Below are 26693 nucleotides of genomic sequence, written 5' to 3' on the forward strand. Positions count from 1 at the left end.
TTGCTTGATTTGTATTTACCCCGACCTTCGACTTTAAAACATTTCAACGAGGTGAAATAATCTTTTTTACTAATTTCTACACTTTATCGAAAAAAGTATGTTATAGTAAGTTGATGAATTTAGCATAGGAGTTGTTTGTAATGGCAAAATACGAAAAAGATCAAGTTTTAAAAGGTAAAGTAACAGGAATTCAACCATTCGGTGCTTTCGTAGCACTTGACGACGAGACTCAAGGTCTTGTCCACATTTCAGAAATCTCACACGACTACGTAAAAGACGTAAACGATTACGTTCAAGTTGGTCAAGAAGTTGAAGTGAAAATCCTTGAAGTGGATGAAGCTTCTAAAAAAATCAAGCTTTCAATGAAAGCGACTCAAGAAGCTCCAAAACGTGAGAAGTCTGCGAAGACAGCTCGTCGTGCGCCACGTCGCAACGAAGCATCTTCTAACTTCAAGCAAGAAGAAGCTCCAGGATTCACAGTCCTCAAAGATAAACTTGAAGACTGGATCAAAAACACGAACTTCAAGAAGTAAGTATTTAAAGGTGACCCGTTCTATACGGGTCACCTTTTTTTGTGTTTTACAGGAATCGGCGGACCGTATGACGAAACTGTAAACCGAATAGGAGGAGATCATATGAAGATTGGCATCATCGGAACGGGCGGGATTGCCACAAGCGCCCACATTCCGAATTATGTCAAAGCAGGGGTTGATGTGGTAGCCGTCATGAATCGAACACGAGCCAACGGGGACCGTGTCGCGCGGCAATTTGGCATCCCGAACGTCTATGAGACGGTCGAAGAGATGCTTTCGTGCGAACAGCTCGATGCCGTCAGCATTTGTACACCGAACGCCTTGCATAAAGACCAAGTGATTCTAGCTCTTGAAGCAGGGTGTCACGTCCTTTGTGAGAAGCCGCCAGGGATATCGGAGAACGACGCAGTTGAGATGTTAGAAGCGGCAAAACGAGCCGGTAAAACGCTTCATTATGGATTTCACTACCGAAACCGTGCCGACACCATTCTATTAAAACGGATGATCGATGCGGGAGAGTTCGGAGATATTTATGCGGTGACGGCGCTCGCGCTTCGACGACGCGGGATTCCGGGTTGGGGTGTGTTTACAAACAAGGAACTACAAGGCGGGGGAGCACTGCTCGATGTCGGTGTCCATATGTTAGACCTTGCGCTTTACTTGATGGGCTATCCGAAGCCGAGTGAAGTCGTTGGGCACGTCGGGCAATATTTAGGAAATCGTCCGGGTGTCGGCTTGTTAGGAGAATGGGACGCAAGCTCGCTCTCAGTCGAAGATACGGCGAGGGCGATGGTCACGTTCGAAACAGGGGCATCCTTGCTGCTTGACGTCAGCTACATGGCCAATATCGAGGAGAAGGATACGATGCGTGTGGAATGTCGCGGAACGAAAGCTGGGGCCAGCTTATTTCCACTCACCCTTCATACCGAAAAATATGGAGCACTGTTTGATGAGCAACCTGCTTATTTGACTGAACACGATCCGTACGAACGGCAAATCCAGCTCTTCCTTGAAGCCTGTCGACAGGAGCCGAATTATCGTCAAGCGGAGGAAGCGGTCATCCTGCATCGGATCATCGACCGCATCTATCAGTAAGCACGATACTTTTCATTCCGTAAAAACAGGGTATATAGTGTAGGTGTTACATATTTCTATGAGGAGGATGACTTATGCACAACTTTGAATACAAAAACCCGACAAAACTAATTTTTGGGACACATCAGGTCGAAAAATTAGCTGGAGAACTCGAAGCGCTCGACGCGAAGAAAGTGATGCTCGTCTATGGTGGCGGAAGCATCAAAAAGAACGGGACGTACGATGAAGTCGTGGCCGAACTTGAAAAAGCCGGTATCTCATACGTAGACTTCTCAGGTGTTGAACCGAACCCTCGTATCGAGACGGTACGTCGTGCTGTGAAATTTGCCCGCGAAGAGAACGTAGATGCCTTACTCGCAGTCGGCGGAGGTTCCGTCATCGACTGTACGAAACTGATCTCAGCGGCAATCCCTTATGAAGGAGACGCGTGGGACATTGTCCTCCGTGAGCATATCCCGACAGAGGCGGTGCCATTCGGGACGGTCCTCACACTCGCAGCGACAGGGTCAGAGATGAACTCTGGGTCGGTCATCACGAACTGGGAGACACAAGAGAAGTTCGGTTGGGGCCATCCGCTCGTATTCCCGACGTTCTCCATCCTTGATCCACGTTACACGGTGTCGGTTCCGAAAGACCAGACGATTTACGGCATCGTCGACATGATGAGCCATTGCTTCGAACAATATTTCCACCCGAACCATGCGCCGGTACAGGAACGCATGACAGAAGGTGTTTTGAAAGCGGTCGTGGAGTCGGCTCCGAAACTCGTGAACGATTTAGAGAACGTCGACCTTCGTGCCATCATCTTGTTCTCGGGTACGATGGCATTGAACGGTGTGCTTCAGATGGGTGCTGCGGGAGACTGGGCGTCTCATAACATCGAACATGCGGTATCTGCTGTTCACGACATCCCGCACGCAGGCGGTCTCGCCATCCTCTTCCCACGATGGATGGAACACGTATTGGATGAAGACAACGCAGCACGTTTTGCACGACTTGGTGTCGAAGTGTTCGATGTCGAGCCGGGTGAACATGACTTGGAGACAGGGAAACGGACAATCCAAGCTGTTCGTGCATTCTTCGACCAACTCGGTGCGCCAAACTCGCTTCGTGACTACGAAATTGATGAGTCGACATTCGAGGCGATTCTCGATTCGGCAATGAAGCGTGGTGCATTCGGTCGTTTCCGTACACTTGAACGGGAAGATGTCTCAAAAATCTTAGAACTTAGTAAATAAGGCGAATTCTTGCCTATTTCGCAATAATGATTGAACGAATCCGACGTTTCCGTTTATGATGGGTCATGTATGGCTCTTTTACGAGCGATTTAAAGGAGGAAATGACATGTCAACTGTACGTTTCGATTATTCAAACGCGCTCTCATTCGTAGGGAAGCACGAAATCGACCAAATGCAAGAAACGGTAAAAACCCTTCACTCTGTGATTCACGAGCGAAGCGGAGCCGGAAATGATTTTCTTGGGTGGGTCGATCTTCCGACCGAATACGATCAAGATGAGTTCGCACGAATCAAAGCTGCGGCGGAACGAATTCGCGAGAATTCAGACGTTCTCGTCGTCGTCGGAATCGGAGGATCTTACCTCGGTGCCCGTGCAGCGATCGAAATGCTTCAACATTCGTTCTTCAACGTATTATCAAAAGAAGAGCGCAAGGCTCCACAAGTATTCTATGCGGGCCACAATATCTCATCGACGTATATGAGAGAATTGCTTCAAGTGCTCGAAGGAAAAGACGTCTCGGTTAACGTCATCTCGAAATCAGGGACGACGACAGAACCTGCGATTGCTTTCCGTGTCCTTAAACAGTTCATGGAAGAAAAGTACGGACAAGACGGGGCGCGTGAGCGCATCTACGCAACGACAGATCGGGCTCGCGGTGCACTCAAGACCCTCGCGGACGCGGAAGGATACGAATCGTTCGTTATTCCGGATGATGTCGGTGGACGCTTCTCTGTCCTCACACCAGTCGGTCTTCTTCCGATTGCCGCTGCCGGAATCGATATCGATGCCTTGATGGAAGGGGCACGTGACGCACAGAACGCTTACAGCTCTCCTGAATTGGCAGAGAATGAAGCATATCAATATGCGGTTGTACGAAACGCCCTTTACGCAAAAGGAAAGTCGATTGAGATGCTCGTCAACTACGAACCGGCTCTTCACTACGTGTCAGAGTGGTGGAAGCAGCTTTACGGTGAATCAGAGGGGAAAGACAATAAAGGTATTTTCCCTGCGGCTGTCGATTTCTCGACGGATCTTCACTCGATGGGGCAATACATCCAAGAAGGTCGTCGCGACTTGTTCGAGACAGTCATCCGTGTGAAAGAAGTTCGTCATTCGATGAACGTTCCAGAAGACGCACAGGACTTGGATGGCTTGAACTTCCTTGCCGGTGAAACGATTCAATTTGTGAATGACAAGGCGACAGAAGGAACACTTCTCGCACACACAGACGGCGATGTACCGAACTTAGTCGTCGAATTGCCGGAGATGACCCCGTATCACCTTGGTTACTTGTTCTATTTCTTTGAGAAAGCATGCGCGATGAGCGGTTACATCCTCGGAGTGAACCCGTTCAACCAGCCAGGCGTCGAAGCGTACAAAGCAAACATGTTCGCTTTGCTCGGTAAACCGGGATATGAAGAACAAAAAGCAGAACTCGAAAAACGCTTGAATCAATAAGAAAACGAATCGGTCCGCAAGTCGGGCCGATTTTTTTGTTTGAAACTGGGTGAAGACAAGGTAAAGTGAGAGTAGACAGGGGAAAGAAAGGGATGGACTATGAAGACATTCAAGGATTACTATCATAATCAAGTTGAGCTAAGCTTCACCCATTATCCATTCTCAGACACGCCGCTCCACGTCTGGGTCGTCGCCCGTTACGAGGATAAGTGGGTATTGACGAAGCATAAACAAAGAGGGCTCGAGTTTCCGGGCGGGAAAGTCGAGCCGGGCGAGCATGAGGACGCCGCCGCAATCCGAGAAGTTTATGAAGAGACCGGTGGGATCGTGCAGACACTACGCTACTTGGGACAGTATCGGGTGCTCGGTCGAGGTGATACGGTCGTCAAAAATATTTACTTTGCTGAGATTGAGCGATTTGAGGATCATCCTGCCGTCGATGAGACGGATGGGGCCGTCTTGATTGATGCATTGCCGGGTAATTTGTTACGCAATCAACGTTATAGTTTTATGATGAAAGACCGAGTCTTACCGGAGACGATGAGGGTTCTACATGAACAACAGTTGGTTTGACCGAGTTGATGTGTTACCACCGTACGCAGGTTATCGGGTGACAAGAGGGTGGTACACGACAAATGATGGAGAAGAGGTCGTAGCGTATTCAATCGAACCAAAACGACCGAATGGGCACGTGTTGATGTACTTACGGGGAGGGACGGCACGAATCGGGGACGTCCGTTTACCGCGGCTCATGCAATTCGCATCACGCGGCTTTCATGTCGTCGCTCCCGTCTATCGTGGCAACCATGGTGGAACTGGAAAAGAGGATTTTGGTGGGGATGACTTGGAAGATGTGCTCTCGCTATACGATCGCGTTCAAACGAGCGGACGACCGGTTCACGTGCTCGGCTTTTCGCGAGGGGGCATGATGGCACTATCGCTCGCATCCGAACGACCGGTCACCACGGTCACATCCTGGGCAGGCGTGACGAACCTAGAATGGACATATGAGGAACAGCGTTCGATGCGGAAGATGTTACGTCGCATGACAGGTGGGGACCCCGAATCAGCAGAATCTGCCTATGTTGATCGTTCCCCCCTCTATAAAGAATGGATTGCCCCGACGCTCATCATCCATGGTACCGACGATGAGCAGGTTCGCTTGCGTCATGCGACAGCTGTCGCTGAGAAGTTAGGGGAGCAGGCTGAATTTTGGGTGGTCCCATTCGGACACCAACTCCCATTTTGGGATAAATGGGAGACGACAGAGCAGGCGATGGACTGGATGATACAGCAAGAAAAAAACACCGACTCATGATTGAGTCGGTGTTTTGATGTAGTTAGATGACGAGCGGACCGGCTGCGATGATTGATTCACTTGCTTTCGTGAAACGCTTGAAGTTCTCTTTAAATTTCATGGCAAGTGCTTTTGCCTCCATGTCGTAACGGGCTGAATCGTTCCATGTATCTCGTGGATTGAGAACAGTACTCGGTACACCTTCGATGGCTACTGGAATCTCGACATTGAAAATGTCATGTTTCATCGTTTCGACATCACGAAGCTGTCCATTGATTGCGGCGTTGACCATCGCGCGCGTATATGCGAGTTTCATACGTGAACCTTCACCGTATGCACCACCTGTCCAACCTGTGTTGACGAGATAGACATCGACATCGTGTTTTTCAATCAATTGACCGAGCATATCCGCGTAACGCTCAGGAGCGAGCGGGAGGAACGGTGAACCGAAGCAAGTAGAAAACGTCGCTTGTGGTTCTGTGACACCGCGCTCCGTGCCGGCAAGTTTTGACGTATAGCCAGACAAGAAGTGATACATCGCTTGCTCTTTCGTCAATTTGCTGATCGGTGGCAAGACGCCGTACGCATCTGCCGTCAAGAAAACAATTGTATTCGGATGACCTGCGCGTGATGGGAGCATCGCATTGTCGATGAACTCAATCGGATATGCCGCACGCGTGTTTTCCGTTAAAGAAATGTTTTTGTAGTCTGGTGTTCGATCATCGTTTAGCACAACGTTTTCAATCAATGAACCGAATCGAATCGCATCATAAATTTGTGGTTCGTTCTCACGTGATAAATTGATTGTCTTCGCGTAGCAACCGCCTTCAATGTTAAAGATGCCGTCTGGTGACCATCCGTGTTCATCGTCACCGATCAAGTGACGCTCAAGGTCAGCCGAAAGTGTCGTCTTCCCAGTTCCCGACAACCCGAAAAAGAGAGCCGTTTCGTTCGCATCATTGACATTTGCCGAACAGTGCATCGATAACACGTTTTGTTCAGGCAACAAGAAGTTCATGACGGAGAAGATTGATTTTTTGATTTCACCACCGTATTCTGTTCCCCCGATCAGAATTGTACGTTTGGCGAATGAAACGAGAATGAACGTCTCTGAGTTTGTCCCATCGACCGCAGGGTCTGCTTTATAACTCGGTGCATAAATGACCGTAAACGGGTCGAACGCACCTTTCGTCGGCCATTCACGTAAGAAGAGTTGTTTAGCGAATAGACTGTGCCACGCATACTCTGTGATGGCACGAACGGGTAAGGTGTAGTGTTCATCCGCGCCAGCCGCAGCTTCAAGATAGTAGAGCTTATCTTTCTTCTCTAAGTGATTGAGTACTTTTTCAAGAAGTGCTGAAAACTTCTCTTCAGCGATTGGTTGGTTGACCTTCCCCCAATCGACAAGGTTGTTGCTGACTTCATCTTGTACGACGAATTTGTCTTTCGGTGACCGTCCGGTAAAAGCACCGGTGCTGACAGATAATGCCCCGTCTTTTGTCAGTACACCTTCACCATTTTGAATGGCTTCTTCTACCAGCTCTGGAACCGTCAAGTTCCGTAACATGTCGGTACCATTAATTAATTCTTCGATTTTCAGGAGCGTTGTCGCCATCCTGAATCCCACCTTTCCCCTAAATAGATGTGGATGAAATCCGCATACTTCCGCAATCAAGATTAATTAGTATGACATTTTTAATTATATGTGACACACTAATCAAAAACAAGCATTTCTTCTCTATTAAGTAAGCGCTTTCTTACAAGGATAGTTTAACACATTCTCTTATCACAAGGTGTTAAAAAAAAGAAACGAAATAAAAAAATGGTTGACGATTCACAAACAGAAATGTTTAGCAAGTCTGTGAAAAAAATACGAATTCGTTCAATTCCCTTGACATAATCGGATGTCATTTATATGATGGTTTTCGTAACGGATACTCTTATTCTGAGCGGTGGAGGGAACAAGGCCCTACGAAGCCCAGCAACCGTCCGACATGAAGTCTTGTGCGGAAAAGGTGCTATCCTGAAGCGAAGCCATTAGCTTCGAACGATAAGAGGGTAAGGAAGAACGATTCAACCTTTCCCCATGTATGTCATCGGGGGAGGTTTTTTTCATTACCGTCCCAAAGCAACGCGTAAGGGGAACGAGTACCGTCCACATATCACCCTTATTATAGGAGGTTTTTTGAATGTCAAATTTGAACCGTCGACTTTTTACTTCAGAGTCGGTTACTGAAGGACATCCAGACAAAATTTGTGATCAGATTTCTGACTCGATTTTGGATGCCATTTTAGCGGAAGACCCGAATGCCCGTGTTGCGGCAGAAACGTCTGTCACAACAGGTCTTGTACTCGTAGCTGGTGAAATCACAACGTCAACTTACGTGGATATCCCGAAAGTTGTCCGTGAAACGATCCGTGAAATCGGATACACACGTGCGAAATATGGTTTCGATGCTGAAACATGTGCAGTCTTGACATCGATTGACGAACAATCGGTCGATATCGCGCAAGGTGTAGACCAAGCCCTTGAAGCTCGTGAAGGTCAAATGACTGAAGAGGAGCTTGATGCAATCGGGGCAGGAGACCAAGGTCTCATGTTCGGATACGCAACAAACGAGACACCTGAACTCATGCCCCTCCCAATCTCGTTGGCACACAAGTTGTCACGTCGTCTTGCGGAAGTACGTAAGAACGGTACGCTTGAATACCTCCGTCCGGATGGGAAAACACAAGTAACGGTTGAGTACGATGAGAATAACAACCCTGTTCGTATCGATACAATCGTTATCTCGACGCAGCATGCAGAAGAGATTACACTCGAGCAAATTCAAGAAGACTTGAAAAAATATGTCATCGAAGCAGTCATTCCGGCTGAACTTATCGATGCTGAAACGAAATACTTCATCAACCCGACTGGTCGCTTCGTAATCGGTGGACCACAAGGGGATGCAGGTTTGACAGGACGTAAAATCATCGTCGATACGTACGGTGGATACGCTCGTCACGGCGGTGGTGCATTCTCTGGTAAAGATCCGACAAAAGTTGACCGTTCAGCGGCATACGCAGCCCGCTATGTAGCGAAAAACATCGTTGCAGCAGGACTTGCGGATAAAGCGGAAGTACAACTCGCGTATGCGATCGGGGTTGCACACCCTGTATCAATCGCTGTCGATACATTCGGCACTGGAAAATTGAGCGAAACAGAACTCGTTGAACTCGTTCGTGAGAACTTTGACCTCCGTCCGGCAGGTATTATCAAAATGCTCGACCTTCGTCGCCCGATCTACAAACAGACAGCAGCTTACGGTCACTTCGGTCGTACAGATGTGGAACTCCCTTGGGAGCAAACAGATAAAGCAGCAGTTCTTGAAGAAGGCGCGAAGCGTTTCGCGTAATCAAAAACGACCTTTCCGCGGAAAGGTCGTTTTTTTTGGTTCATGTAGTTGGTGGTGTCTGTTTATTTTCGTCTGACTCAGAATCGTTGGAAGTTGTTTCTTGTCCGAGAGCTGTATCTTTCGCTTCGACGACCTTCTCACCGATATCTTGTAAGTCAGACTTGGCTTCTTGTGCTGTATCAACGATTTTATTGACGTCTTCTTTAACTGTATCTACTTCTCCGACGACTTTTTCATATACGTTCTGAACGTCTGTAGATACTTCCTGAATTTTGCCGGAAGCCGTCTTCACTTGTTCAATAACCTGTGAGGCTTTACCAGCAGGGTCTTGTTTCATTTCATTGACAATGCCGCCGACCGAAGATTTTGCGCTCGAGAGGGATTGTTTCGTATGATCTCGATTCGAGGAGCTAAGTAATGCGAGGAGACCACCGACAAGTGCACCGAGTAACATGCCGGTCACGACGTTGATTTTCGGACTTCCCGCGTTCATTTGGTCAAATTGACGATTTGGGTTCTCTGTTTGTTCGACTTTCGGGTCATGCTCTAATTTTGGTTCCATGTTGTTCCACTCCTTCATTTGATTGGCATTGCTAGTTTTATACCCAAGTCGAATGCTGAGATAACGTTTTACAATGAATCGTCATGAAAAAGAAATGTAGTGCAGGATAAAAACACTATGATAGGGAATGATACAAATAGATTGGCCTAAAGGGGGAAGCGATCATGAATATGCGAGAAGCAGTTCCAGAAGATGCGGCGTTAATTCGAACGATTGCACTTGCAACGATTTCAAAGAATGATTCCAATCGGACAAGAGCGATGGAGCGCGCCTATCGACAAGAAGAGATTGTACGAGCAATCAGTTCAAGTGAAGAAGCACGAGAACAATATTTTATCGTTGGCGAGTACGAAGGCCATGTCATCGGATTTTGTCATGCCATCGATCGCGGTGACATGTGGGAGATGCTTCGTCTCTATCTTCATCCCGATCACCATCGGAACGGGTACGGTGCAGATTTTTTAAGGCACCTTCAATCGAAAAAAACACAACCGATGGAAGTGTACGTTGAAAATTCGAATGATCAGGCGATTGCTTTCCTCTTGCATCAATCATTTAAAGAAGTGAATCGAATTCAAGAAGAGGTCTACGACCAACCGATGGAACTCATTCATCTAAGATATGTCCCGAGCTAAGACTCCAGACGGATTTTGTTTAAACATCAGTTGCGGCTGATGTTTTTTTGATACAATGAATATAGTCTATAAATGAGGTGACGGCAGCATGACATATGAAGAAACACAAAAAGGGGTCATCGTCATCGTTTATCCGCTACAGTTCACATCTCGGATCAGCGAGAATTTTATTCGACGACTTCAAGACGAGTACGAAGTAATTGTCGTCCGCGACCAATCGATGGGCTTGACGGCAGAAGATCATAAACAATTGATCAAACGGGCGTTACGTGAGGCCGGCGAGTATAAATTACCGATTCATGTCGTGGCGTTCAGCCTCGGGGCGCTCTTTACAAACCGGCTTCTTCAGGAGTATGATGTGCCGCTCGGGAGCCTGACTTATATCTCTCCATTGTTTGATTGGCATGCGACTCGTCAAATCGGTGGATTGAAACAAGTCGTCGCGAGTGCAGTCGATCGTTTTCGCCCAGACTTACCACTCGGAATGATGACATTCACCGGCGGCGGCGACGAATCGTCCCGATTTGGTGAAATCACATATGCCCAATATCGGGAAATCGAAGAAGAAATCGTAGAGCATCAAGAAGAAAAGAAACATTTGCCACGTCTCCCGCTCGCTTGTTTCTACGCACCTGATGATCAATTTGCAGACGTGAAGTTGACGTTGAACGTCTGCCGAAAGATTGGTGGAGATCAAGTGTATATCCGTCGATTAGAAGGATTCCCGCATTTTGGGTATGAGCGGTTGAACACCAAGTTTGCAGAAACGCTCATGACGTTTTATGAATTGATTCAAGAATAAAAGAAGGCGACTCACAGGAGCCGCCTTCTTTTATTTTGAACGTTTTTCAATCGCCACGATGAATGGAGGGTGGTTGATCTGGTTGATGAAGCCGTAACGCAGTACACCGGCCTGCTTTTGGTCAAGCGACTCCACATAGCGAAGCACATCATCCCGTTCGACCTTCCCGCTCTCATGGCCGTGGTAAATGACGATGACGATGACACCACCGATAGCCATAACCTCTAATAATTGAGACAATGCGGCAATGGTCGTATTCCCTTGTGTCGTGACGGATTTGTCACTTCCTGGTAAATAGCCCAAATTGAAGACGGCCGCGGTGATTGGTCGTGTCTCATTCGCGACGACCGTATGAACCGTATCGTGACTATCATGAATGACGGTCACCCGTTCATCGACACCTGCTTCCTGTATACGTGCACGGGTTGAAGCAACCGCTTCTGTTTGAATGTCAAATGCGTATACGTGTCCCGTTTCGCCTACGGCGTTCGCCAAGAACAACGTGTCGTGGCCGTTCCCGGCAGTCATATCGATGGCGACATGTCCTACTTCGAGGTGGTCATGTAGTAATTGTTTTGCAAATGGTAGTACTCTCATTAATCCCATCAATCTCATCCTTCTTTTTTCCTTGGAAGGAATCACGTCGCTCCAATTCCGCACGAATCTTGTTTAGCACCTGCATCTTATGACGGCTCCATAATGGACCAATCAATAAGTCAGGCGGACCGTCTCCCGTCAATCGATGGACGATCACCTCGGGTGGTATCCGTTCGAGTTGATCACAAACGAGGGAGATGTATGTGTCTTCCTCCATCAAGTCGAGCAAGCCTTTCTCATATTGACGGGCAAGTGGTGTATGTTTCAAGACGTGGAGCAAATGGATTTTGATTCCTTGTATGTCCATTTTAGCAACTTCTCGGGCTGTGTCGAGCATCATCTCTGGTGTTTCACCGGGTAGGCCGTTGATGATGTGCACGCATACGCGAATGTTGTGACGACGCAGTTTTTCAAGACCGTTCAAAAATGTTTGATAATCGTGTCCGCGATTGATTTTTTTTGCGGTCGTATCATGTACGGTCTGTAAACCGAGTTCCACCCATAAAGAAGTCCTTTCATTCAGTTCGGCTAAATAGTCGACAACGTCATCAGGCAAGCAATCTGGGCGTGTCGCAATCGAGAGACCAACGACACCTTCTTGCTGAAGCGCTGGTTCGAATAATTCGCGTAATCTTTCGACTGGCGCATAGGTATTACTGTACGCCTGAAAATAGGCGATGTAGTCGGCGTTCTTCCACTTTCGATGAAGTCGCGTTTTTACTTCTTCGAATTGAACGGGAATCGGGTCACAGGCATTTCCCGCAAAATCGCCACTTCCATCATCTGAACAGAATGTACATCCGCCTTTGGAGACGCGGCCATCACGGTTCGGACATGTGAAGCCACCATCGAGCGGCACTTTAAACACCTTGTTCCCGTATTCCCGACGATATGCCTCGTTTAATGTATGATAGCGGTTTTGACCAAATGGATTCATGGTTATCTCTCCTTCCTTGCTCATCCTATCACAAATGAAAAATGACAAAACTTCATAATGAGTAATTTTTCTTGACACTTCTTTGGCATTCGTTTAGGTTTGATAAGGAAATCTTGTCGATTCGGCCTTTTGTGCCGATTTTTTAATGTGAAGAGGGATGAAAGGAGGACTTGATGTGAACAATAAAATGCCAATCTCGGTATGGATTCTAGTCATTGCGATGGCGCTCAATACAACGGCGGCGTCTTTTTTATGGCCATTTAACACCCTGTATATTCATGATTTTTTAGGTGAGTCGATGACGCTTGCCGGAGTGGCGCTTCTCGTGAACTCCGCACTCGCAATCGTCGGTAACTACATTGGAGGGACGCTATTCGACCGAATCGGAGGAAAGGCGACGCTCGTCATCTCCGTCGGCTTGTTGCTTGCGAGTTCGCTTGGATTTTTACTGTTCCACGCCACGTTCTTCGGTTATTTGGTGTGGCTCGGTTTAATCGGGTTCTCAGGGGGACTCGTCTTTCCGACCGTTTATGCGTTTGCTGGACTCATTTGGCCAGAAGGGGGACGTCGTTCCTTCAACGCGATTTATGTCGCGCAAAATGTTGGGGTCGCCCTCGGTACAGCGATGAGCGGTCAAATCGCGCGATTGAACATCGAGTGGATTTTTTACGCAAACTTCTTCTTGTCGGTCCTATTTGTTGTGGTTCTTTTGTTTGGACTTCGCTATTTGAAGAACCCGACACGTCCTGTCGTGCAATCCCAGCTAGAAGCAGCGGCCACGACGCTCTCGAGCGCGACGATGAAGTCGATGTGGTATGTCGCTATCGGTTATGCGGTGCTTTGGTTCGTCTACGTTCAGTGGCAAGGAACGATCGCGGTTCACTCGAAAGACCTCGGTGTCACAATCAGTCAATACTCACTCCTATGGACAGTGAATGGGGCAATGATTGTTTTTGCACAGCCATTACTCAATCGGGTGTTGCGACAGTTTGAGGATGATTTGAAACGTCAATTGATCATCGGGGCATCGATTTTCCTCGGTGCTTTCTTGATCGTGCCGTTCGCTGGTGGCTTCGGTATGTTCATGGTAGGGATGGTCGTCATGACAATCGGCGAAATGTTCGTTTGGCCAGCGGTTCCAACGATTGCGGCGAAACTTGCCCCGCCTGGGAAGGCAGGTCAATATCAAGGGCTCGTCAATATTGCCGCTTCCGTCGGTCGGATGATTGGCCCAACGTTATCTGGGTTTATCTACGATGTGTTCGGGATTACGGCAGTCTTTGGTATGCTGCTCCTACTCGCCACGTTTGCCCTCAGTCTATTCGTATTCATGAAAGACATTCGCGTTACTGAAAAATCAAGTTGACGTTGAATTTCAGAATGGGCTAAAATAGACTACGATGAATAGCAAGCGATGAAGAGGATTAGTAACGAACGTTCCGTTTCAAAGAGAGTCGATGGGTGGTGTGAATCGATAAGCGGATGTTGTGAACTCGCCTTGGAGCTGTTTTCCTGAAACGAGTAAGGAAAACCGGGGTTACGCCTCGTTACCGGCGTCTCAAGTGGCAGTAATGCAACATGGGTGGTACCGCGGAGAGCTTTTAAGCCTTTCGTCCCATTTTCGGGGACGGAAGGCTTTTTATTTATGCAGAGGAGGAAGAATGTTGAGCTATTTTAAACATCAAGAAATCGAGCCGAAATGGCAAAAACGCTGGGAAGAAAAAGAAGCGTTCAAAACGACAGAAGACCCGGAGAAGGATTGTTTTTACGTCCTTGATATGTTCCCCTACCCATCAGGTGCCGGCCTTCACGTCGGTCACCCGGAAGGTTATACGGCAACGGATATCATTGCCCGGATGAAACGGATGCAAGGATATAACGTCCTTCACCCAATCGGATGGGATGCATTCGGTCTTCCTGCCGAGCAATACGCACTCGATACGGGGAACGACCCACGCGAGTTCACAGCGCGTAACATCGAGACGTTCCGTCGTCAATTGAAGGATCTTGGATTCTCATATGATTGGGACCGTGAAATCAGCACGACGGATCCGAAGTACTATAAATGGACGCAGTGGATTTTTACTCAACTTTTCGAACGTGGACTCGCCTACGTCGATGAAGTCGCGGTCAACTGGTGCCCAGCGCTCGGTACGGTCCTTGCGAACGAGGAAGTCATCGATGGCTTGTCAGAGCGTGGGAACCACCCGGTCTATCGCGTGCCGATGAAGCAATGGGTGCTTCGCATCACGGAATACGCGGAGCGTTTACTTGAAGATTTGGAAGGTCTTGACTGGCCGGAGAGCGTGAAAGAGATGCAACGCAACTGGATCGGCAAATCGGTCGGTGCCGAGGTCGACTTCAAGGTCGATGGTCACGATAAGATCGTCACCGTCTTCACGACACGTCCAGATACGCTTCACGGGGCGACTTACGTGACACTCGCACCAGAGCATCCGTTCACGAAAGTGATCACGACGCCTGAACAATCGACAGCAGTCGAAGCATACATTGAAGAAGTCTCGAAGAAAACAGACCTTGAACGTACGGATCTCGCCAAAGAGAAGACGGGTGTCTTCACGGGCGCATATGCGATCAACCCGGTGAACGGCGAGAAACTTCCGATTTGGACAGCGGACTATGTCCTCTCGACATACGGGACAGGTGCGGTCATGGCCGTCCCTGGGCACGATGAGCGCGATTATGAGTTTGCGAAAACGTTCGACCTTCCAATCCGTGAAGTCGTCAAAGGTGGGAACGTGGAAGAAGCGGCTTACGTCGAAGATGGAGAGCACGTCAACTCAGGTAGCTTGAACGGACTCAATAAAGCTGATGCCATCAAGACGATCATTGAAGAACTTGAAGCTAGTGGCACAGGTCGTGCGAAGACGACATACCGTCTTCGTGACTGGTTGTTCAGCCGTCAACGTTACTGGGGCGAGCCGATTCCGGTCGTTCATATGGAAGACGGTACGATGAAGACGGTACCGGTCGAAGAGCTTCCGCTCGAACTTCCGATCATCGATGAAATCAAACCATCGGGTACGGGCGAATCACCACTTGCGAACGCAGAAGAGTGGTTGACGTACACAGACCCTGTCACTGGGGAGAAGGGTCGTCGTGAGACAAATACGATGCCACAATGGGCCGGCAGCTGCTGGTACTACATCCGTTACATCGATCCGGATAACGAGGAGATGATTGCGGACCCTGAGAAACTCAAACGTTGGCTTCCGGTCGACTTATACATCGGTGGTACGGAGCATGCCGTCCTTCACTTGCTCTATGCGCGTTTCTGGCACAAAGTCCTCTTCGATATCGGCGTTGTCCCGACGAACGAACCGTTCCAAAAACTCTACAACCAAGGGATGATCCTCGGTGAGAACAACGAGAAGATGTCGAAATCTCGTGGGAATGTCGTCAACCCGGATGATATCGTGAAGTCACACGGTGCGGATACGCTCCGTCTTTATGAAATGTTCATGGGACCACTTGATGCAGCGATCGCATGGTCGACGAATGGGCTTGACGGGGCACGTCGCTTCCTCGACCGCGTATGGCGTTTGTTCGATCAAACGAACTTCGCGGACGTGGCACCGACTGCCGACTTTGAACGCACGTATCATCAGACCGTGAAAAAAGTGACGGAAGACTACGAGGCACTTCGCTTCAACACGGCCATCTCGCAATTGATGGTCTTCGTCAATGAAGCGAACAAACAAGAGACGTTGCCGAAGTCACAAATGATCGACTTCATCAAAATGCTCTCACCGGTCGCTCCTCACTTGTCTGAAGAGTTGTGGGAGAAGATGGGCATGACTGAAGCATTGACGTATGCGGCATGGCCGACTTACGATGAGTCAAAACTTGTGAGTGACACGATTGAAGTCGTCATTCAGGTGAATGGGAAACTTCGTGCGAAAATGCACGTTTCGCGTGACGCGTCGAAAGAAGCACTCGAAGCGGAAGCACTCGGTAACGAGCGTGTCCAAGAGTTCACAGAAGGCAAGACGGTTCGTAAAGTCATTGTCGTTCCAGGGAAACTCGTCAATATTGTAGTCGGGTAACATGAAGAATGTGTGACATTGTCGCACATTCTTTTCTTTTTAGTGGGGTCATTTTCTTTTACTGGCGGTTTTGATACACTAAAGGGCGATACTGAAGTAGAAGGGGACGACATGTCCATGAAACGTTCTTATGTGCTCTATACGACACTTTGTGCTGTCGTAGTCGGCGCGGTACTTTGCTATATCTTCGTCTTTTCAGATGAAGAGATTCAGCGACAGGTCGCTTCGACATTTGAAAAAATTGATATTCAAACAAGTCATCAAACGGCTTCACTCCCACCCGTAGAGGCGGCCCAAGATGATGACGATATTGACACGACCGATGCACTCGAACAGATTAACCAAATCGATGAAGTGTATTACAGTGACACGATTGGGGCCTATCTCGTCATAACCGAGCAGGCTGAATTCTTTGAAGTGAGTGGAAACGGAACCCGTGTCAACTCAGTACTCCAACTTGAAAACTCAGGGAAAGCCAGCCTTGATGACTTCATCGGTATGCGAATGATCAAAGAGGATTTAGTTTATGCGGTTACTGCAAATGGGACGCTTGTCACCATTGAACGGGAAGAGGGGCGCTGGGTCGAGCGGCCACGTAAACAAATCAAAGGTCTCGTGTCGGAAGACCGGATTTTTGGTCTTGGCTATGACCGTGAATCGAATCGATTGTTCATGATGAATCGGTTGGCGGACACGCCGGACCTTGAGCTCCTCTATATTGAAGAGCGGGAGATTGAACTGGAGACGCCAGTGGATGACAAGTCCCAAGAAGAGTCAACTGAAGCTGACACGAGTGCTGAAAATACAGAAGAACCATCAGAAGATACAGCGACAGAGAACGTCTCGACGAATGACAACGACTCGACCGAAACGGCTGCTTCTGAAGACGCACCTGACAATGGGCGAAACGTTCAAGAAGAGGATGAGAAAAAAGAACCCGAGACCGAATGGATGCTTGATTCGCGACAAGCGTTATCCGCCGACGGCATGAGTGCTTCCATCCAACAAAAATTCGAACGGTTCGAAGGCGTCGGGCTTGTCGAGAGGCAAGGACGTATCTATGTGCTCGATTCAGAAGAACTCGTCCTCTACACGGTCAACCCGGAAGAAGGGACGATCAACGGTCAGATGGTGACACCTCGTGTGTATGACTCGACCGGTATGTTTTTACAAGACAATGAAATCTTTGCAATCGTCCACCCGGAAGTATTCGATTTGGATGCCTTCGTCTCGGTGGACTGACAATGGGGGAACTATAGATGAGTAAACGTTATTTTTTTGAAGAAGTGAAGCAATTCCACGAAACATTCGGACATCCGGGAGCGGAATCTCCGCAACCGTTGACGCTTGATCGCGCGACGAAACGGTCGGTGTGGACGGCAGAGGAAGCGGTCGTCGAGTTTTTGCATCAATCGTCGCAATCGGAAGAGGAGTTCTTACAAGCCATCGAGCAATTCCAAGTAGGATTCCAAAAGGCCGTTCAAAAATCGTTACAAGACGCACCACCGTCAGATGATGTGGAACGTCTCGTCGGTCAAGGGGATGCATTAACGGACGCGTTGTATTTTGTCATGGGAAGTTTCGTTGAACTCGGGCTTGATCCCGTTCCATTGTTTGAAATCGTCCAGCGCGCCAATATGGCGAAACTTGGACCGGACGGGAAGCCGATTTTACGCGAGTCGGACAATAAAGTCATGAAACCTGAAGGGTGGATGCCGCCGGAGCCAGAGCTCGAAAAAGAAGTGCGTCGTCAAATCGCAGGGAAAGAATAATCACAAACGGCTTGAGCCCTCATTAGAAAGGGTTCAAGTCGTTTTTGTTGTGATGGTCGTGACGACATCCTGATATTAGATGTGATCAGAAAGGTCATGAAAGTAATTAATGGTATAATTTAACATAAGTAAGCGAGTGAGGGATATTGATCATAGAGATGGAGGTCATTCAACTGAAAAAGTTGTTCGGTATTCTATGTTGTAGTTTAGCACTTCTATTAACAGCATGTAGTGATGATGAAAAGTCGCTAGAATCTAAACGGTCAGAGCCTGACGTTTCAATGGAAACGATAAAAATTAACGAAGAGAACGAATTGACAATCGTGCCACTCTATACCCAGTACCAGCAATATTTGAACGCATCCCTTGAAACAACCGATTCGGAGGAGAGCAAACAAAACTTCAAAAAATACGTATTAGATTACATAGGGGAAATTGGAGCGGAAGAAAAACTTGATACATCCCTCATCAAAACGAACTTTTCGCTAAAGCCGACCCCTCATAAGCAACAATTGCTGAAGCAACTCGACACATTGATTGAACGGTATGACGAGATTAAAGAGATTATTGAATCGACATATGTAGATTCAAATCAAATCCTACCCAAAAAGAAGAGCACAGTGTTTATTGCACCGTATAATCCTGAATTCTTCTACGATAGTGAACCGTTGAAAGGTGTAGGCGCAGCAGCATACAAAGACGCCTTCATCTTATTTCTCGATACAGATTTTGACAAAGATGTTCTAGCCTATTCAACAGCTCATGAATACCATCACCTGATCCTTCGTGATCAAAACGAATACAATCTTAGTTCGATTCTTGAGTCTATCATCATCGAAGGGAAAGCGGACGCATTTGCTGATCGGATTGTCAAAGGGGTTTCTCCCCCATGGCATGTGCAATTAGATGATGCGACCATGGAACACATCGCGAGTCAAGTGAATGATTATGAAACATCCTTTACTGATTTTGTAGTAGGTAATAGTCAAAAAGACATTCCGCGTTGGAGTAACTATATTCTAGGGAAGGATGTGCTCCATGACTATTTGACGTCGCACCCAGAGCTATCGATTCCCGAATGGACATTCAAAGAAGGTCATGAAATTCTAGAAGAGTACAAGTATCGAGATGTGATGAAATTGGAAAATTAAGTTGAAAAGAATATCAAAAGGCTTGACCCTGTCTCGTTCAGGGATCAAGCCTTTTGATTGTTTTTAAGGGGGCTCGTCACACAACGAACTTATACCCTTATCGCTGTGTAGCCAGTTCGGCTGCGTGCGATCCGGCGCAATGACCTGTCGTGAAAGCGGCCGTGATATTGTAGCCACCCGTATATCCATGGATGTCGAGTACTTCTCCTGCGAAGAAGAGACCCGGTGCCTTCTTCGACATCATCGTCTGTGGCGCAACTTCTTTGACCGATACGCCACCACCTGTGACAAACGCCTTATCAAAGTCAAGCGTACCGATGGCATGCATCTCGAACAGTTTCAAACGCGATGCGAAGTCGATGACGGATTGCTTCTTCAACTGACTCGCGTCTTCTTCGCCAAATGTGAGCTCTTCTAGCAACAAGTCAAGTAGTCGCTCGGGGATGTAGCCTTTCCACACGTTTTTAACGGCACGCTTCGGTTGGTTCTGAACTTGATTCCATAGCTCGTGGACGAGCTCATCTCGTGACGTGTCAGGGAAGAAGTCAAGTGAAAGGAGAACGACTTGTTCTTTGCTACGTTTTCGTTCTTTGATCGTGTATTGGCTACAACGGAGAGCGATTGGACCTGAAATTCCAAAATGGGTAAAAATCATGTCGCCCTGGTGCGTCTTGATGGCCTTCCCTTTTTTACCGTGTACCGTCAGCGCGACATCACGTAACGATAGCCCTTGAAGTTGTTTCGTTCCGATGAACGAATCGTTCAATTTGATTGGCACCTCTGTCGGGAAAAGTTCGGTGATTGTATGACCGGCCTTTTGTGCCCATGGATAACCGTCCCCGGTCGAACCGGTGTGTGGGACGGACTGTCCGCCGACCGCGACGACACAAGCTTTTGCTTCAAGCATCTCGCCATCCATCAATTCGACAGCGTAAAACTCATTTTCTTCATTAAAATGCAGTGTTTTGACTTCGGCTTTTTTTCGAATCTCGACACCGAGGTCTTCAATCGCCCGAAGTAACGTGTTGACGACATCCTGTGCTTTATCCGTCACAGGGAACATGCGCCCGTTGTCTTCCTCTTTCAGCGGAATGCCGAATCCGGTGAACAGGTCGATGATGGATTGATTGTCGAACTGGGCGAGGGCGCTATATAAAAAGCGACCATTCCCTGGAATGAATTGAATCAATTCATCGATTGGTTTTCGGTTCGTGACGTTACAGCGTCCTCCACCTGATATGGCCAATTTTCGACCGAGCTTGGATCCTTTATCGATCAACAAGGTCGAAGCACCACTTTTCGCCGCTGCATACGTTGCCATGAGACCGCTCGGGCCTCCACCGATGACGATGACATCTTTCATAGGTAATCTCCTCATTTCTTCATCTATATGATTAGTAAAATTATCGTAACTTTATTATCCGTAACAGTAAGAGTATAATGAGAAGCGGTTGTTTTGTAAAACCGAACTCATTTGAATAGTTGATTTTATAGATGGAGGTGCCTCATGTCATCAAGCGCCAAACAAGATTCCGGAAGAGCCTCCTTCGTCAAAGGAACGCTTCTTTTATCGGCGGGAAACTTGACTTCCCGAATGCTAGGACTGTTGTACACGTTCCCGTTCCAAGCGATGGTCGGGATAGCCGGAGTGACGTTATATCAAGCGGCATATACGTATTACGCAATCATGATCTCGATATCGACGGCAGGTATTCCCGTTGCTGTCTCAAAATTTATCGCCAAATATAATGCGCTAGGAGAGTACGGGACAAGTCAACGATTGTTCCGTCAAGGAATGAAGCTGATGCTTGCGACCGGTGTCGTCGCTTTTTTATTACTCTTTTTTGCGGCACCATGGTTATCCGAGCTGATGGTTCGAAATTCAGAAAATAATCAGCAGTACATTGAGTCGCTCACACTCGTGACGCGAAGCGTCAGTTTTGCGTTACTGCTCATCCCGGCAATGAGTATGGTGCGTGGTTATTTCCAGGGTCATCAAGACATGGCGCCGACGGCAATTTCACAAGTCGTTGAACAAATCGTGCGCATCTTGTTCCTACTTAGTGGAACGATGCTCGTCTTATTCGTCTTTGCAGACTCTGAATTCATTCGTCCGATTGCCAATGCTCTCGGTGGGACGCAGTCGGTCGAAACGACTGAACTGAACGGATTAAAAGTCATTGCGGTCACGATTGCGACGTTCAGTGCGTTCATCGGGGCAATTGGTAGTTTTGCCGTGCTCATCATGTATTGGAAACGGCGAAAAGACATTCATCGCCAGACAGAGAATCCGGCGGGCACACCCGTCCGTTCGATGAAGTCGTTGTTGCTCGAATTGCTCAGCTACTCCATTCCAATCGTGATGGTCGGGATATCGACCCCTCTCTATCAATTGATTGATCAGCTGACGATGGTCAATACGTTACTCAGCTCAGGTGCGACGGTTTCGGAAGCGACGTCGGCTTATGGATTCTTGACCGGAAACGCGCATAAAATTGTCTTGATTCCTGTATCTGTGGCAGCGAGTGTCTCGATGGCGACGATTCCACTCGTGACCCGCTCATTCACGACAGGGGACATGCAAAAGGTGCGGAATCAAGTGAACCACATTTTCCAAGTCTCGTTCTTCGTGACGATTCCTGCTGTCATCGGTCTCGTCGCTCTTGCGGAGCCATTGTTTGGTACGTTGTTCCCGGGTGACCGTGAAGGATGGGTGTATTTGTTCCACTATGCACCGAGTGCTTTCTTCTTGGCCTATTATTCGGTCGCGGCTGCGATTTTGCAAGGAATCAATCGTCAATACTTCACCATTTTTGCTACATCGATGGGTCTGTTGGCAAAACTTGCTCTGAACGTGCCGTTCGTCTATTGGCTTGGTGGCATCGGTGCAGGTTATGCGACGATTGCTGGATACATTGTGGCAATCGTGCTCATGGTATGGATGATTCAGCGCTCTCTTCACTTCCCGTATAAGCAATTGCTCCGTCGGACCATCTTGATGTTCTTGATGGGGGCGGCGATGTTTGCGGCTGTGTATCTGTCACTTCTTATCACCTTGAATGAAGAAGTGAGTTGGGGGAACGACATCTTTGCGACTGTCGTTGGAGTGACCATCGGGATCCTCGTATACGGTTATCTCGGCTGGAGAAGCCATCTCGCAGGGAAATTATTAGGGAAACGCTTTGAATATCGGAGGAAAAAGTAATGCGAATTGATAAGTTGTTAGCGAACATGGGATACGGTTCACGAAAAGATGTAAAGATTCTATTGAAACAAGGTGCGGTAAGAGTAGATGATGCACCTGTGAAAGATGCCAAACGGCACGTCGACCCAACATCTGAGAAAGTCACGGTGCTTGGGGAAGTGGTCGAATATCGTCCATATATCTATTTCATGATGAACAAGTCGGAAGGAGTCGTCAGCGCAACGGAAGATCGAGTCGAGACGACAGTCATCGACTTGATTGATCCGGAGTATGCCCATTATGACCTCTTCCCGGTCGGACGTCTCGATAAAGATACGACAGGGCTTCTCCTCATCACAAACGATGGTGCATTCAATCATGCGCTCATGTCACCTCGCAAGCACGTCGACAAGGTGTATATCGCTGAAGTCGATGGAGAGATGACGGCAGAGGACATCAAGACGTTTGCGAACGGCGTTGAGTTAGAGGATGGGTATACGACAAAGCCGGCTCGTCTCGAGATTCTGAGCCGGAGCGAACGTCGCTCTGTCATCCGTCTTACATTGTCTGAGGGGAAATATCACCAAGTGAAACGAATGGTCGCAGCGGTCGGCAAACATGTCGAGCGATTGGAGCGTGTTCAAATCGGCGCGCTAGAACTCGATGAAACGCTTGAACTCGGGGCATATCGTGAGTTGACGGAAGAAGAAGTTCAATTGTTTCTTCAATAATTAATAATTAAAGAGGTGAGAGAGAATCTGTCCGATGGGACGGATTCTCTTTTTCATAAAAAAGAGACCTGGATGCCAGGTCTCTTGAATCTACATATACTTTTTCAATTTGCCGTCTTGAGTGTACGTTTAGACGACGTCCACGTTCCCCGGCTAGGACTCTTCACAAGGTTATTGTACTCAAGCACGTTCAAATCACGTTGCACCGTACGGGACGTGATGCCGAACTCTTCTACTAGTTCTGAAGTGGTAACGGATTCCCTTTCATTGATGAACAAATAAATGGACTTGATGCGTGTTAACATCCGATCTGTTGAGCCTTTCATTGGATAACCTCCCAATGTGTAGAATAATGTTAAACCATACCTACAGACGACAAAATGAAATATAAAATTGTTATTTTCTAAAATTACACCTTTAGTATACCGCTCTCGTGGGAAAATGCAAGTAGAAAGAACGAACAATTTGATTGTAAATATTTGATTATGAACGTAAATGTCGAATGAAGAATGTTATTTTAGATTAAAAATAAGGTTAAACACGAACGAAAAAAACTTTTCTAAATGAATGTTCGTCTTTCATACATTTGGATATACTAGTAAGGGAGAGAACATTCGCAAAAGGGGAGATGAACATGAATTGGAGACAAGAAGTCGACAATCGTAAAGATGCATTTTTGGAAGATTTAAAAGGATTATTACAAATCCCTAGTGTGCTCGATGAATCGAAAGCCGCACCGAACATGCCGTTTGGACCAGAGGTTCGAAAGGCACTCGATTACATGTTTGAGATGGGTGAGCGTGACGGATTCAGAACGAAGGATGTCGGCGGTTTCGCAGGACATTTAGAGTATGGAGATGGCGAGGAAATCGTCGGGATCTTGTGTCATCTTGATGTGGTTCCTGCAGGTGAAGGATGGACGTATGGTGCATTCAATCCGACGATCACAGACGGAAAAATTGTTGCCCGTGGAAGCAATGATGATAAAGGGCCATCGATGGCCGCTTATTACGGTTTGCGCATCGTCAAAGAACTCGGTTTACCGCTCTCTAAGCGAGTCCGCTTAATTGCAGGTTGTGATGAGGAAAGTGAGTGGCGTTGCGTTCGTGAATACTTCAAGCAAGAACAGATGCCAACGTACGGTTTCGCACCAGATGCTGACTTCCCGATTATCAATGCGGAGAAAGGATTGTATGACGGCGTATTGACGCAACTTCCGATTCAGCGCGTATCAGAATCTGCATATCATCTTATTTCGTTCTCAAGTGGGGAGCGGCCGAATATGGTCCCGGACTTTGCGAAAGCTGAATTGAAGACAGACGAGGTACTTGAAGAGAAATTCGAAGCTTATTTAGCGAAGTATGAAGCAGATGGGACGTGTATCTACGACCGTGGAACCTATACGTTCACGATGAAGGGGAAAGCAGCGCATGCGATGGAGCCGGATAACGGGATCAATGCCGCTTACGTCCTTGCCGGATTTTTATTGCACCTTCCGCTCGACATTCAAGGGGAGCGCTACATCGAACTCGTTCGTCATGTATTCGCAGACTCGCGCGGCATTTCTCTCGGGATTGAAGCGAGCGATGAGACGGGCGATTTGACAATCAACGGAGGCGTGTTCCGCTACAGTGAAGAAGAACGCACAGCAACGGTCAACATTCGCTATCCATATACAGCGAAATTCGAAGAACGTTTACAAAACCTTCGCGAAATCGCCTTGTCTCTTGGGTTCGAGTTGAAGACGCGACAACATATGCCACCGCATTATGTCGCAGAAGATCATCCACTCGTGAAGACATTGGCAGGCGTGTACGAGCGTCAAACGGGTGAGCATGCGAATTTGATGGCAATCGGAGGCGGAACGTACGCTCGTTCACTCGAAGCCGGGGTCGCGTTCGGAGCATTATTCCCAGGCGCTAAAGATGTGGCACATCAGGTCGATGAATATATGGAGATAGAAGATTTATTACGTGCTGCAGCCATCTACGCTGAAGCCATTTACGAGCTCGCTAAATAAGAAACAAGGAGAGCTGGCTGGTATAGTCGGCTCTCTGTCCTTTAGGAAGGAAGTTATCATTGGATTCGCAAAAAAGATTGTTTCAGTCAGTGTACGTCGCGATTTTCTTCGCACAAGGGGCGTTAATCCCTTACATGACCTTGTATTTTTCGCAAACTAAATTTGGACTGACACCGAGTCAGGTCGGAATCATCGTCGCTATCTTACCGATTCTCTCGATCGGGGTACAACCGCTTTGGGGCATGTTGACCGATCGTACAGGTCGGGTTCGGGCTTGGCTCATTCTCGCGATGGTAAGTGCCGCCCTTATTTCGTTCACCTTTTTAGTTGCGACCTCATACGTTTGGATTATCGTGCTCATGGTGATTTGGTCGGTGTTCCAATGTGCCCATATTCCACTCGTGGACATGATGACGCTCGATTATACGACGCGCTCAAAAGTCGATTATGGTGCGATTCGTCTATATGGGTCGGCCGGTTTCGCTATCGCTGTATTTGCTATGGGTCGAATTTCTGACACGACATGGGGACTAGCTAGTACGTTCGTCTTAAGTGCGATTCTTCTCCTCATCGGAAGTGTCTTCGTCCGAATGATTCCGGAGAAACGCTCGGTTCGTGACGTGACCTTGGCCCCCGTCTCATGGACGGCCGTGTGGAACAAGTATTTTGTGTTTTTCTTACTTGGTGGGATGCTCGTTTTCGGACCAATCTATGCGAACAACTATTACTTTGGGCTGTATGTGACAAGTAGTGGGGGTTCGACGACGTTAGTCGGAACATTATTCCTCGTTGCGGTGCTGTTTGAGATCCCGTTCATGAAAGTGGCTTCTCAGCTTATGGAACGTTACGGAAGTGTCAGTGTGTTGGTTGGTGCAGCCATCATCTCGGCTGTGCGGAACGGGATACTCGCTTTAGAACCACCGATTTGGGTCGTATGGCTCCTCGCCATCGCGCAAGGTCTCGTCGTCGGGCTTTTAATTCCGGTCGCGCTTCAGTTCGTTCGGACGCTCGTCGACCGGCAAGTTTCCTCGACGGCAATCGGAGTATACATGGCATTGACATCAGGACTTGCCACGGCAGGATTTAATATGTTGAGTGGTAAAATTATTGAACTCGATGACATTTTAGGAGTGTTTTGGATGTATACGATCGTTACGGCACTCGGGGCATTGATTTGGATTGGGATGTCACGTCGCGCTAAGAAAGGATGATCAA

General features: G+C 47.8%; 24 protein-coding genes, 1 riboswitch and 1 other annotated feature. Of the genes, 18 read left to right on the top strand and 6 right to left on the bottom strand.

Translation table 11 applies throughout. The features are described from left to right. The first annotated feature begins 140 nt into the window (after positions 1-140). The 6 genes from yugI (at position 141) to P400_RS0107175 (ending at position 5643) form a co-directional block, all read left to right on the top strand. Positions 141-533, top strand: a complete 393-nt coding sequence (gene yugI, locus P400_RS0107150; protein WP_026825531.1) for a S1 domain-containing post-transcriptional regulator GSP13 — start codon at positions 141-143, stop codon at positions 531-533. Positions 534-635: 102 nt separating this feature from the next. Beyond that, positions 636-1628, top strand: a complete 993-nt coding sequence (locus P400_RS0107155) for a Gfo/Idh/MocA family protein (RefSeq protein WP_026825532.1) — start codon at positions 636-638, stop codon at positions 1626-1628. Positions 1629-1702: 74 nt separating this feature from the next. Continuing rightward, positions 1703-2866 (top strand): iron-containing alcohol dehydrogenase, encoded by a 1164-nt coding sequence (locus tag P400_RS0107160; protein WP_026825533.1) that lies wholly within the window; start codon positions 1703-1705, stop codon positions 2864-2866. A 106-nt stretch (positions 2867-2972) separates the two neighbouring features. Further along, positions 2973-4325, top strand: a complete 1353-nt coding sequence (locus P400_RS0107165) for a glucose-6-phosphate isomerase (protein WP_026825534.1) — start codon at positions 2973-2975, stop codon at positions 4323-4325. A 99-nt stretch (positions 4326-4424) separates the two neighbouring features. Continuing rightward, entirely contained in the window at positions 4425-4898 is a 474-nt protein-coding gene (gene ytkD, locus P400_RS0107170) for an RNA deprotection pyrophosphohydrolase (RefSeq protein WP_026825535.1), read from the top strand. Beyond that, positions 4879-5643 carry an alpha/beta hydrolase family protein gene (locus P400_RS0107175; protein WP_026825536.1) on the top strand — a complete coding sequence of 255 codons (765 nt, stop codon included), beginning with the start codon at positions 4879-4881 and terminating at the stop codon, positions 5641-5643. The genes ytkD and P400_RS0107175 overlap by 20 nt, the downstream gene beginning before the upstream one ends. 22 nt (positions 5644-5665) lie before the next feature. On the opposite strand, the gene pckA is transcribed toward P400_RS0107175, so the two are convergent. After that, positions 5666-7237, bottom strand: coding sequence for a phosphoenolpyruvate carboxykinase (ATP) (gene pckA / locus P400_RS0107180; RefSeq protein WP_026825537.1), 1572 nt, complete (start codon positions 7235-7237; stop codon positions 5666-5668). Between the two features lie 322 nt (positions 7238-7559). Further along, positions 7560-7679, top strand: a riboswitch (SAM riboswitch). Between the two features lie 132 nt (positions 7680-7811). Here pckA and metK point away from each other — a divergent pair. After that, entirely contained in the window at positions 7812-9020 is a 1209-nt protein-coding gene (metK, locus tag P400_RS0107185) for a methionine adenosyltransferase (protein ID WP_026825538.1), read from the top strand. A 40-nt stretch (positions 9021-9060) separates the two neighbouring features. Here metK and P400_RS0107190 read toward each other — a convergent pair whose 3' ends face one another. Beyond that, entirely contained in the window at positions 9061-9582 is a 522-nt protein-coding gene (locus P400_RS0107190) for a hypothetical protein (RefSeq protein ID WP_026825539.1), read from the bottom strand. Positions 9583-9746: 164 nt separating this feature from the next. Here P400_RS0107190 and P400_RS0107195 point away from each other — a divergent pair, with 164 nt between their 5' ends. Together P400_RS0107195 and P400_RS0107200 are read left to right on the top strand one after the other, a co-directional pair. Further along, positions 9747-10217, top strand: a complete 471-nt coding sequence (locus P400_RS0107195) for a GNAT family N-acetyltransferase (protein ID WP_026825540.1) — start codon at positions 9747-9749, stop codon at positions 10215-10217. Between the two features lie 88 nt (positions 10218-10305). Further along, positions 10306-11019 carry an alpha/beta hydrolase gene (locus P400_RS0107200; RefSeq protein ID WP_026825541.1) on the top strand — a complete coding sequence of 238 codons (714 nt, stop codon included), beginning with the start codon at positions 10306-10308 and terminating at the stop codon, positions 11017-11019. Positions 11020-11049: 30 nt separating this feature from the next. On the opposite strand, the gene P400_RS0107205 is transcribed toward P400_RS0107200, so the two are convergent. Further along, on the bottom strand, positions 11050-11625 hold the full coding sequence (locus P400_RS0107205; RefSeq protein WP_026825542.1) for a class I SAM-dependent methyltransferase: 576 nt from the start codon (positions 11623-11625) through the stop codon (positions 11050-11052). Beyond that, the gene (locus tag P400_RS0107210; RefSeq protein WP_026825543.1) at positions 11579-12553 is read right to left on the bottom strand and encodes a TIGR01212 family radical SAM protein; all 975 of its coding nucleotides are present in this window, start codon (positions 12551-12553) and stop codon (positions 11579-11581) included. The genes P400_RS0107205 and P400_RS0107210 overlap by 47 nt, the downstream gene beginning before the upstream one ends. Before the next feature lie 175 nt (positions 12554-12728). On the opposite strand from P400_RS0107210, the gene P400_RS0107215 reads away from it, so the two are divergent. The 5 genes from P400_RS0107215 (at position 12729) to P400_RS0107235 (ending at position 19543) form a co-directional block, all read left to right on the top strand. Continuing rightward, positions 12729-13919 (top strand): MDR family MFS transporter, encoded by a 1191-nt coding sequence (locus tag P400_RS0107215; protein WP_235181828.1) that lies wholly within the window; start codon positions 12729-12731, stop codon positions 13917-13919. Between the two features lie 39 nt (positions 13920-13958). Next, positions 13959-14174, top strand: a binding site (T-box leader). A 40-nt stretch (positions 14175-14214) separates the two neighbouring features. After that, positions 14215-16620, top strand: a complete 2406-nt coding sequence (gene leuS, locus P400_RS0107220) for a leucine--tRNA ligase (protein ID WP_026825545.1) — start codon at positions 14215-14217, stop codon at positions 16618-16620. A 117-nt stretch (positions 16621-16737) separates the two neighbouring features. After that, on the top strand, positions 16738-17862 hold the full coding sequence (locus tag P400_RS0107225) for a hypothetical protein (protein ID WP_235181829.1): 1125 nt from the start codon (positions 16738-16740) through the stop codon (positions 17860-17862). Between the two features lie 17 nt (positions 17863-17879). Continuing rightward, the gene (locus P400_RS0107230; protein WP_026825547.1) at positions 17880-18392 is read left to right on the top strand and encodes a pyrophosphohydrolase domain-containing protein; all 513 of its coding nucleotides are present in this window, start codon (positions 17880-17882) and stop codon (positions 18390-18392) included. Positions 18393-18538: 146 nt separating this feature from the next. Next, complete coding sequence (locus P400_RS0107235) at positions 18539-19543, top strand: DUF2268 domain-containing protein (RefSeq protein ID WP_235181830.1); 1005 nt, start codon at positions 18539-18541, stop codon at positions 19541-19543. Positions 19544-19640: 97 nt separating this feature from the next. On the opposite strand, the gene P400_RS0107240 is transcribed toward P400_RS0107235, so the two are convergent. Beyond that, complete coding sequence (locus P400_RS0107240; protein WP_026825549.1) at positions 19641-20906, bottom strand: BaiN/RdsA family NAD(P)/FAD-dependent oxidoreductase; 1266 nt, start codon at positions 20904-20906, stop codon at positions 19641-19643. A gap of 144 nt (positions 20907-21050) precedes the next feature. Between P400_RS0107240 and P400_RS0107245 the strand changes: the two genes are divergently transcribed. Together P400_RS0107245 and P400_RS0107250 are read left to right on the top strand one after the other, a co-directional pair. Next, the gene (locus P400_RS0107245) at positions 21051-22748 is read left to right on the top strand and encodes a putative polysaccharide biosynthesis protein (protein ID WP_026825550.1); all 1698 of its coding nucleotides are present in this window, start codon (positions 21051-21053) and stop codon (positions 22746-22748) included. Beyond that, complete coding sequence (locus P400_RS0107250; RefSeq protein ID WP_026825551.1) at positions 22748-23458, top strand: pseudouridine synthase; 711 nt, start codon at positions 22748-22750, stop codon at positions 23456-23458. Before P400_RS0107245 ends, P400_RS0107250 begins: the two co-directional genes overlap by 1 nt. 104 nt (positions 23459-23562) lie before the next feature. Here P400_RS0107250 and P400_RS0107255 read toward each other — a convergent pair whose 3' ends face one another. Next, on the bottom strand, positions 23563-23784 hold the full coding sequence (locus P400_RS0107255; RefSeq protein WP_026825552.1) for a DeoR family transcriptional regulator: 222 nt from the start codon (positions 23782-23784) through the stop codon (positions 23563-23565). 308 nt (positions 23785-24092) lie between these two features. Here P400_RS0107255 and pepV point away from each other — a divergent pair, with 308 nt between their 5' ends. After that, on the top strand, positions 24093-25478 hold the full coding sequence (gene pepV, locus P400_RS0107260; protein ID WP_407636717.1) for a dipeptidase PepV: 1386 nt from the start codon (positions 24093-24095) through the stop codon (positions 25476-25478). 59 nt (positions 25479-25537) lie between these two features. Then, complete coding sequence (locus P400_RS0107265; protein WP_026825554.1) at positions 25538-26689, top strand: MFS transporter; 1152 nt, start codon at positions 25538-25540, stop codon at positions 26687-26689. Positions 26690-26693: the final 4 nt, after the last annotated feature.

Source organism: Exiguobacterium marinum DSM 16307, from assembly GCF_000620845.1.
GTDB classification, from domain to species: Bacteria; Bacillota; Bacilli; order Exiguobacteriales; family Exiguobacteriaceae; genus Exiguobacterium; species Exiguobacterium marinum.

Excerpts from the sequence above, each read along its gene's own strand:
- yugI (WP_026825531.1), top strand. The coding sequence starts at position 141 with ATGGCAAAATACGAAAAAGATCAAGTTTTAAAAGGTAAAGTAACAGGA.
- P400_RS0107155 (WP_026825532.1), top strand. The coding sequence starts at position 636 with ATGAAGATTGGCATCATCGGAACGGGCGGGATTGCCACAAGCGCCCAC.
- P400_RS0107160 (WP_026825533.1), top strand. The coding sequence starts at position 1,703 with ATGCACAACTTTGAATACAAAAACCCGACAAAACTAATTTTTGGGACA.
- P400_RS0107165 (WP_026825534.1), top strand. The coding sequence starts at position 2,973 with ATGTCAACTGTACGTTTCGATTATTCAAACGCGCTCTCATTCGTAGGG.
- ytkD (WP_026825535.1), top strand. The coding sequence starts at position 4,425 with ATGAAGACATTCAAGGATTACTATCATAATCAAGTTGAGCTAAGCTTC.
- P400_RS0107175 (WP_026825536.1), top strand. The coding sequence starts at position 4,879 with ATGAACAACAGTTGGTTTGACCGAGTTGATGTGTTACCACCGTACGCA.
- pckA (WP_026825537.1), bottom strand. The coding sequence starts at position 7,237 with ATGGCGACAACGCTCCTGAAAATCGAAGAATTAATTAATGGTACCGAC.
- metK (WP_026825538.1), top strand. The coding sequence starts at position 7,812 with ATGTCAAATTTGAACCGTCGACTTTTTACTTCAGAGTCGGTTACTGAA.
- P400_RS0107190 (WP_026825539.1), bottom strand. The coding sequence starts at position 9,582 with ATGGAACCAAAATTAGAGCATGACCCGAAAGTCGAACAAACAGAGAAC.
- P400_RS0107195 (WP_026825540.1), top strand. The coding sequence starts at position 9,747 with ATGAATATGCGAGAAGCAGTTCCAGAAGATGCGGCGTTAATTCGAACG.
- P400_RS0107200 (WP_026825541.1), top strand. The coding sequence starts at position 10,306 with ATGACATATGAAGAAACACAAAAAGGGGTCATCGTCATCGTTTATCCG.
- P400_RS0107205 (WP_026825542.1), bottom strand. The coding sequence starts at position 11,625 with ATGGGATTAATGAGAGTACTACCATTTGCAAAACAATTACTACATGAC.
- P400_RS0107210 (WP_026825543.1), bottom strand. The coding sequence starts at position 12,553 with ATGAATCCATTTGGTCAAAACCGCTATCATACATTAAACGAGGCATAT.
- leuS (WP_026825545.1), top strand. The coding sequence starts at position 14,215 with ATGTTGAGCTATTTTAAACATCAAGAAATCGAGCCGAAATGGCAAAAA.
- P400_RS0107225 (WP_235181829.1), top strand. The coding sequence starts at position 16,738 with ATGAAACGTTCTTATGTGCTCTATACGACACTTTGTGCTGTCGTAGTC.
- P400_RS0107230 (WP_026825547.1), top strand. The coding sequence starts at position 17,880 with ATGAGTAAACGTTATTTTTTTGAAGAAGTGAAGCAATTCCACGAAACA.
- P400_RS0107240 (WP_026825549.1), bottom strand. The coding sequence starts at position 20,906 with ATGAAAGATGTCATCGTCATCGGTGGAGGCCCGAGCGGTCTCATGGCA.
- P400_RS0107245 (WP_026825550.1), top strand. The coding sequence starts at position 21,051 with ATGTCATCAAGCGCCAAACAAGATTCCGGAAGAGCCTCCTTCGTCAAA.
- P400_RS0107250 (WP_026825551.1), top strand. The coding sequence starts at position 22,748 with ATGCGAATTGATAAGTTGTTAGCGAACATGGGATACGGTTCACGAAAA.
- P400_RS0107255 (WP_026825552.1), bottom strand. The coding sequence starts at position 23,784 with ATGAAAGGCTCAACAGATCGGATGTTAACACGCATCAAGTCCATTTAT.
- pepV (WP_407636717.1), top strand. The coding sequence starts at position 24,093 with ATGAATTGGAGACAAGAAGTCGACAATCGTAAAGATGCATTTTTGGAA.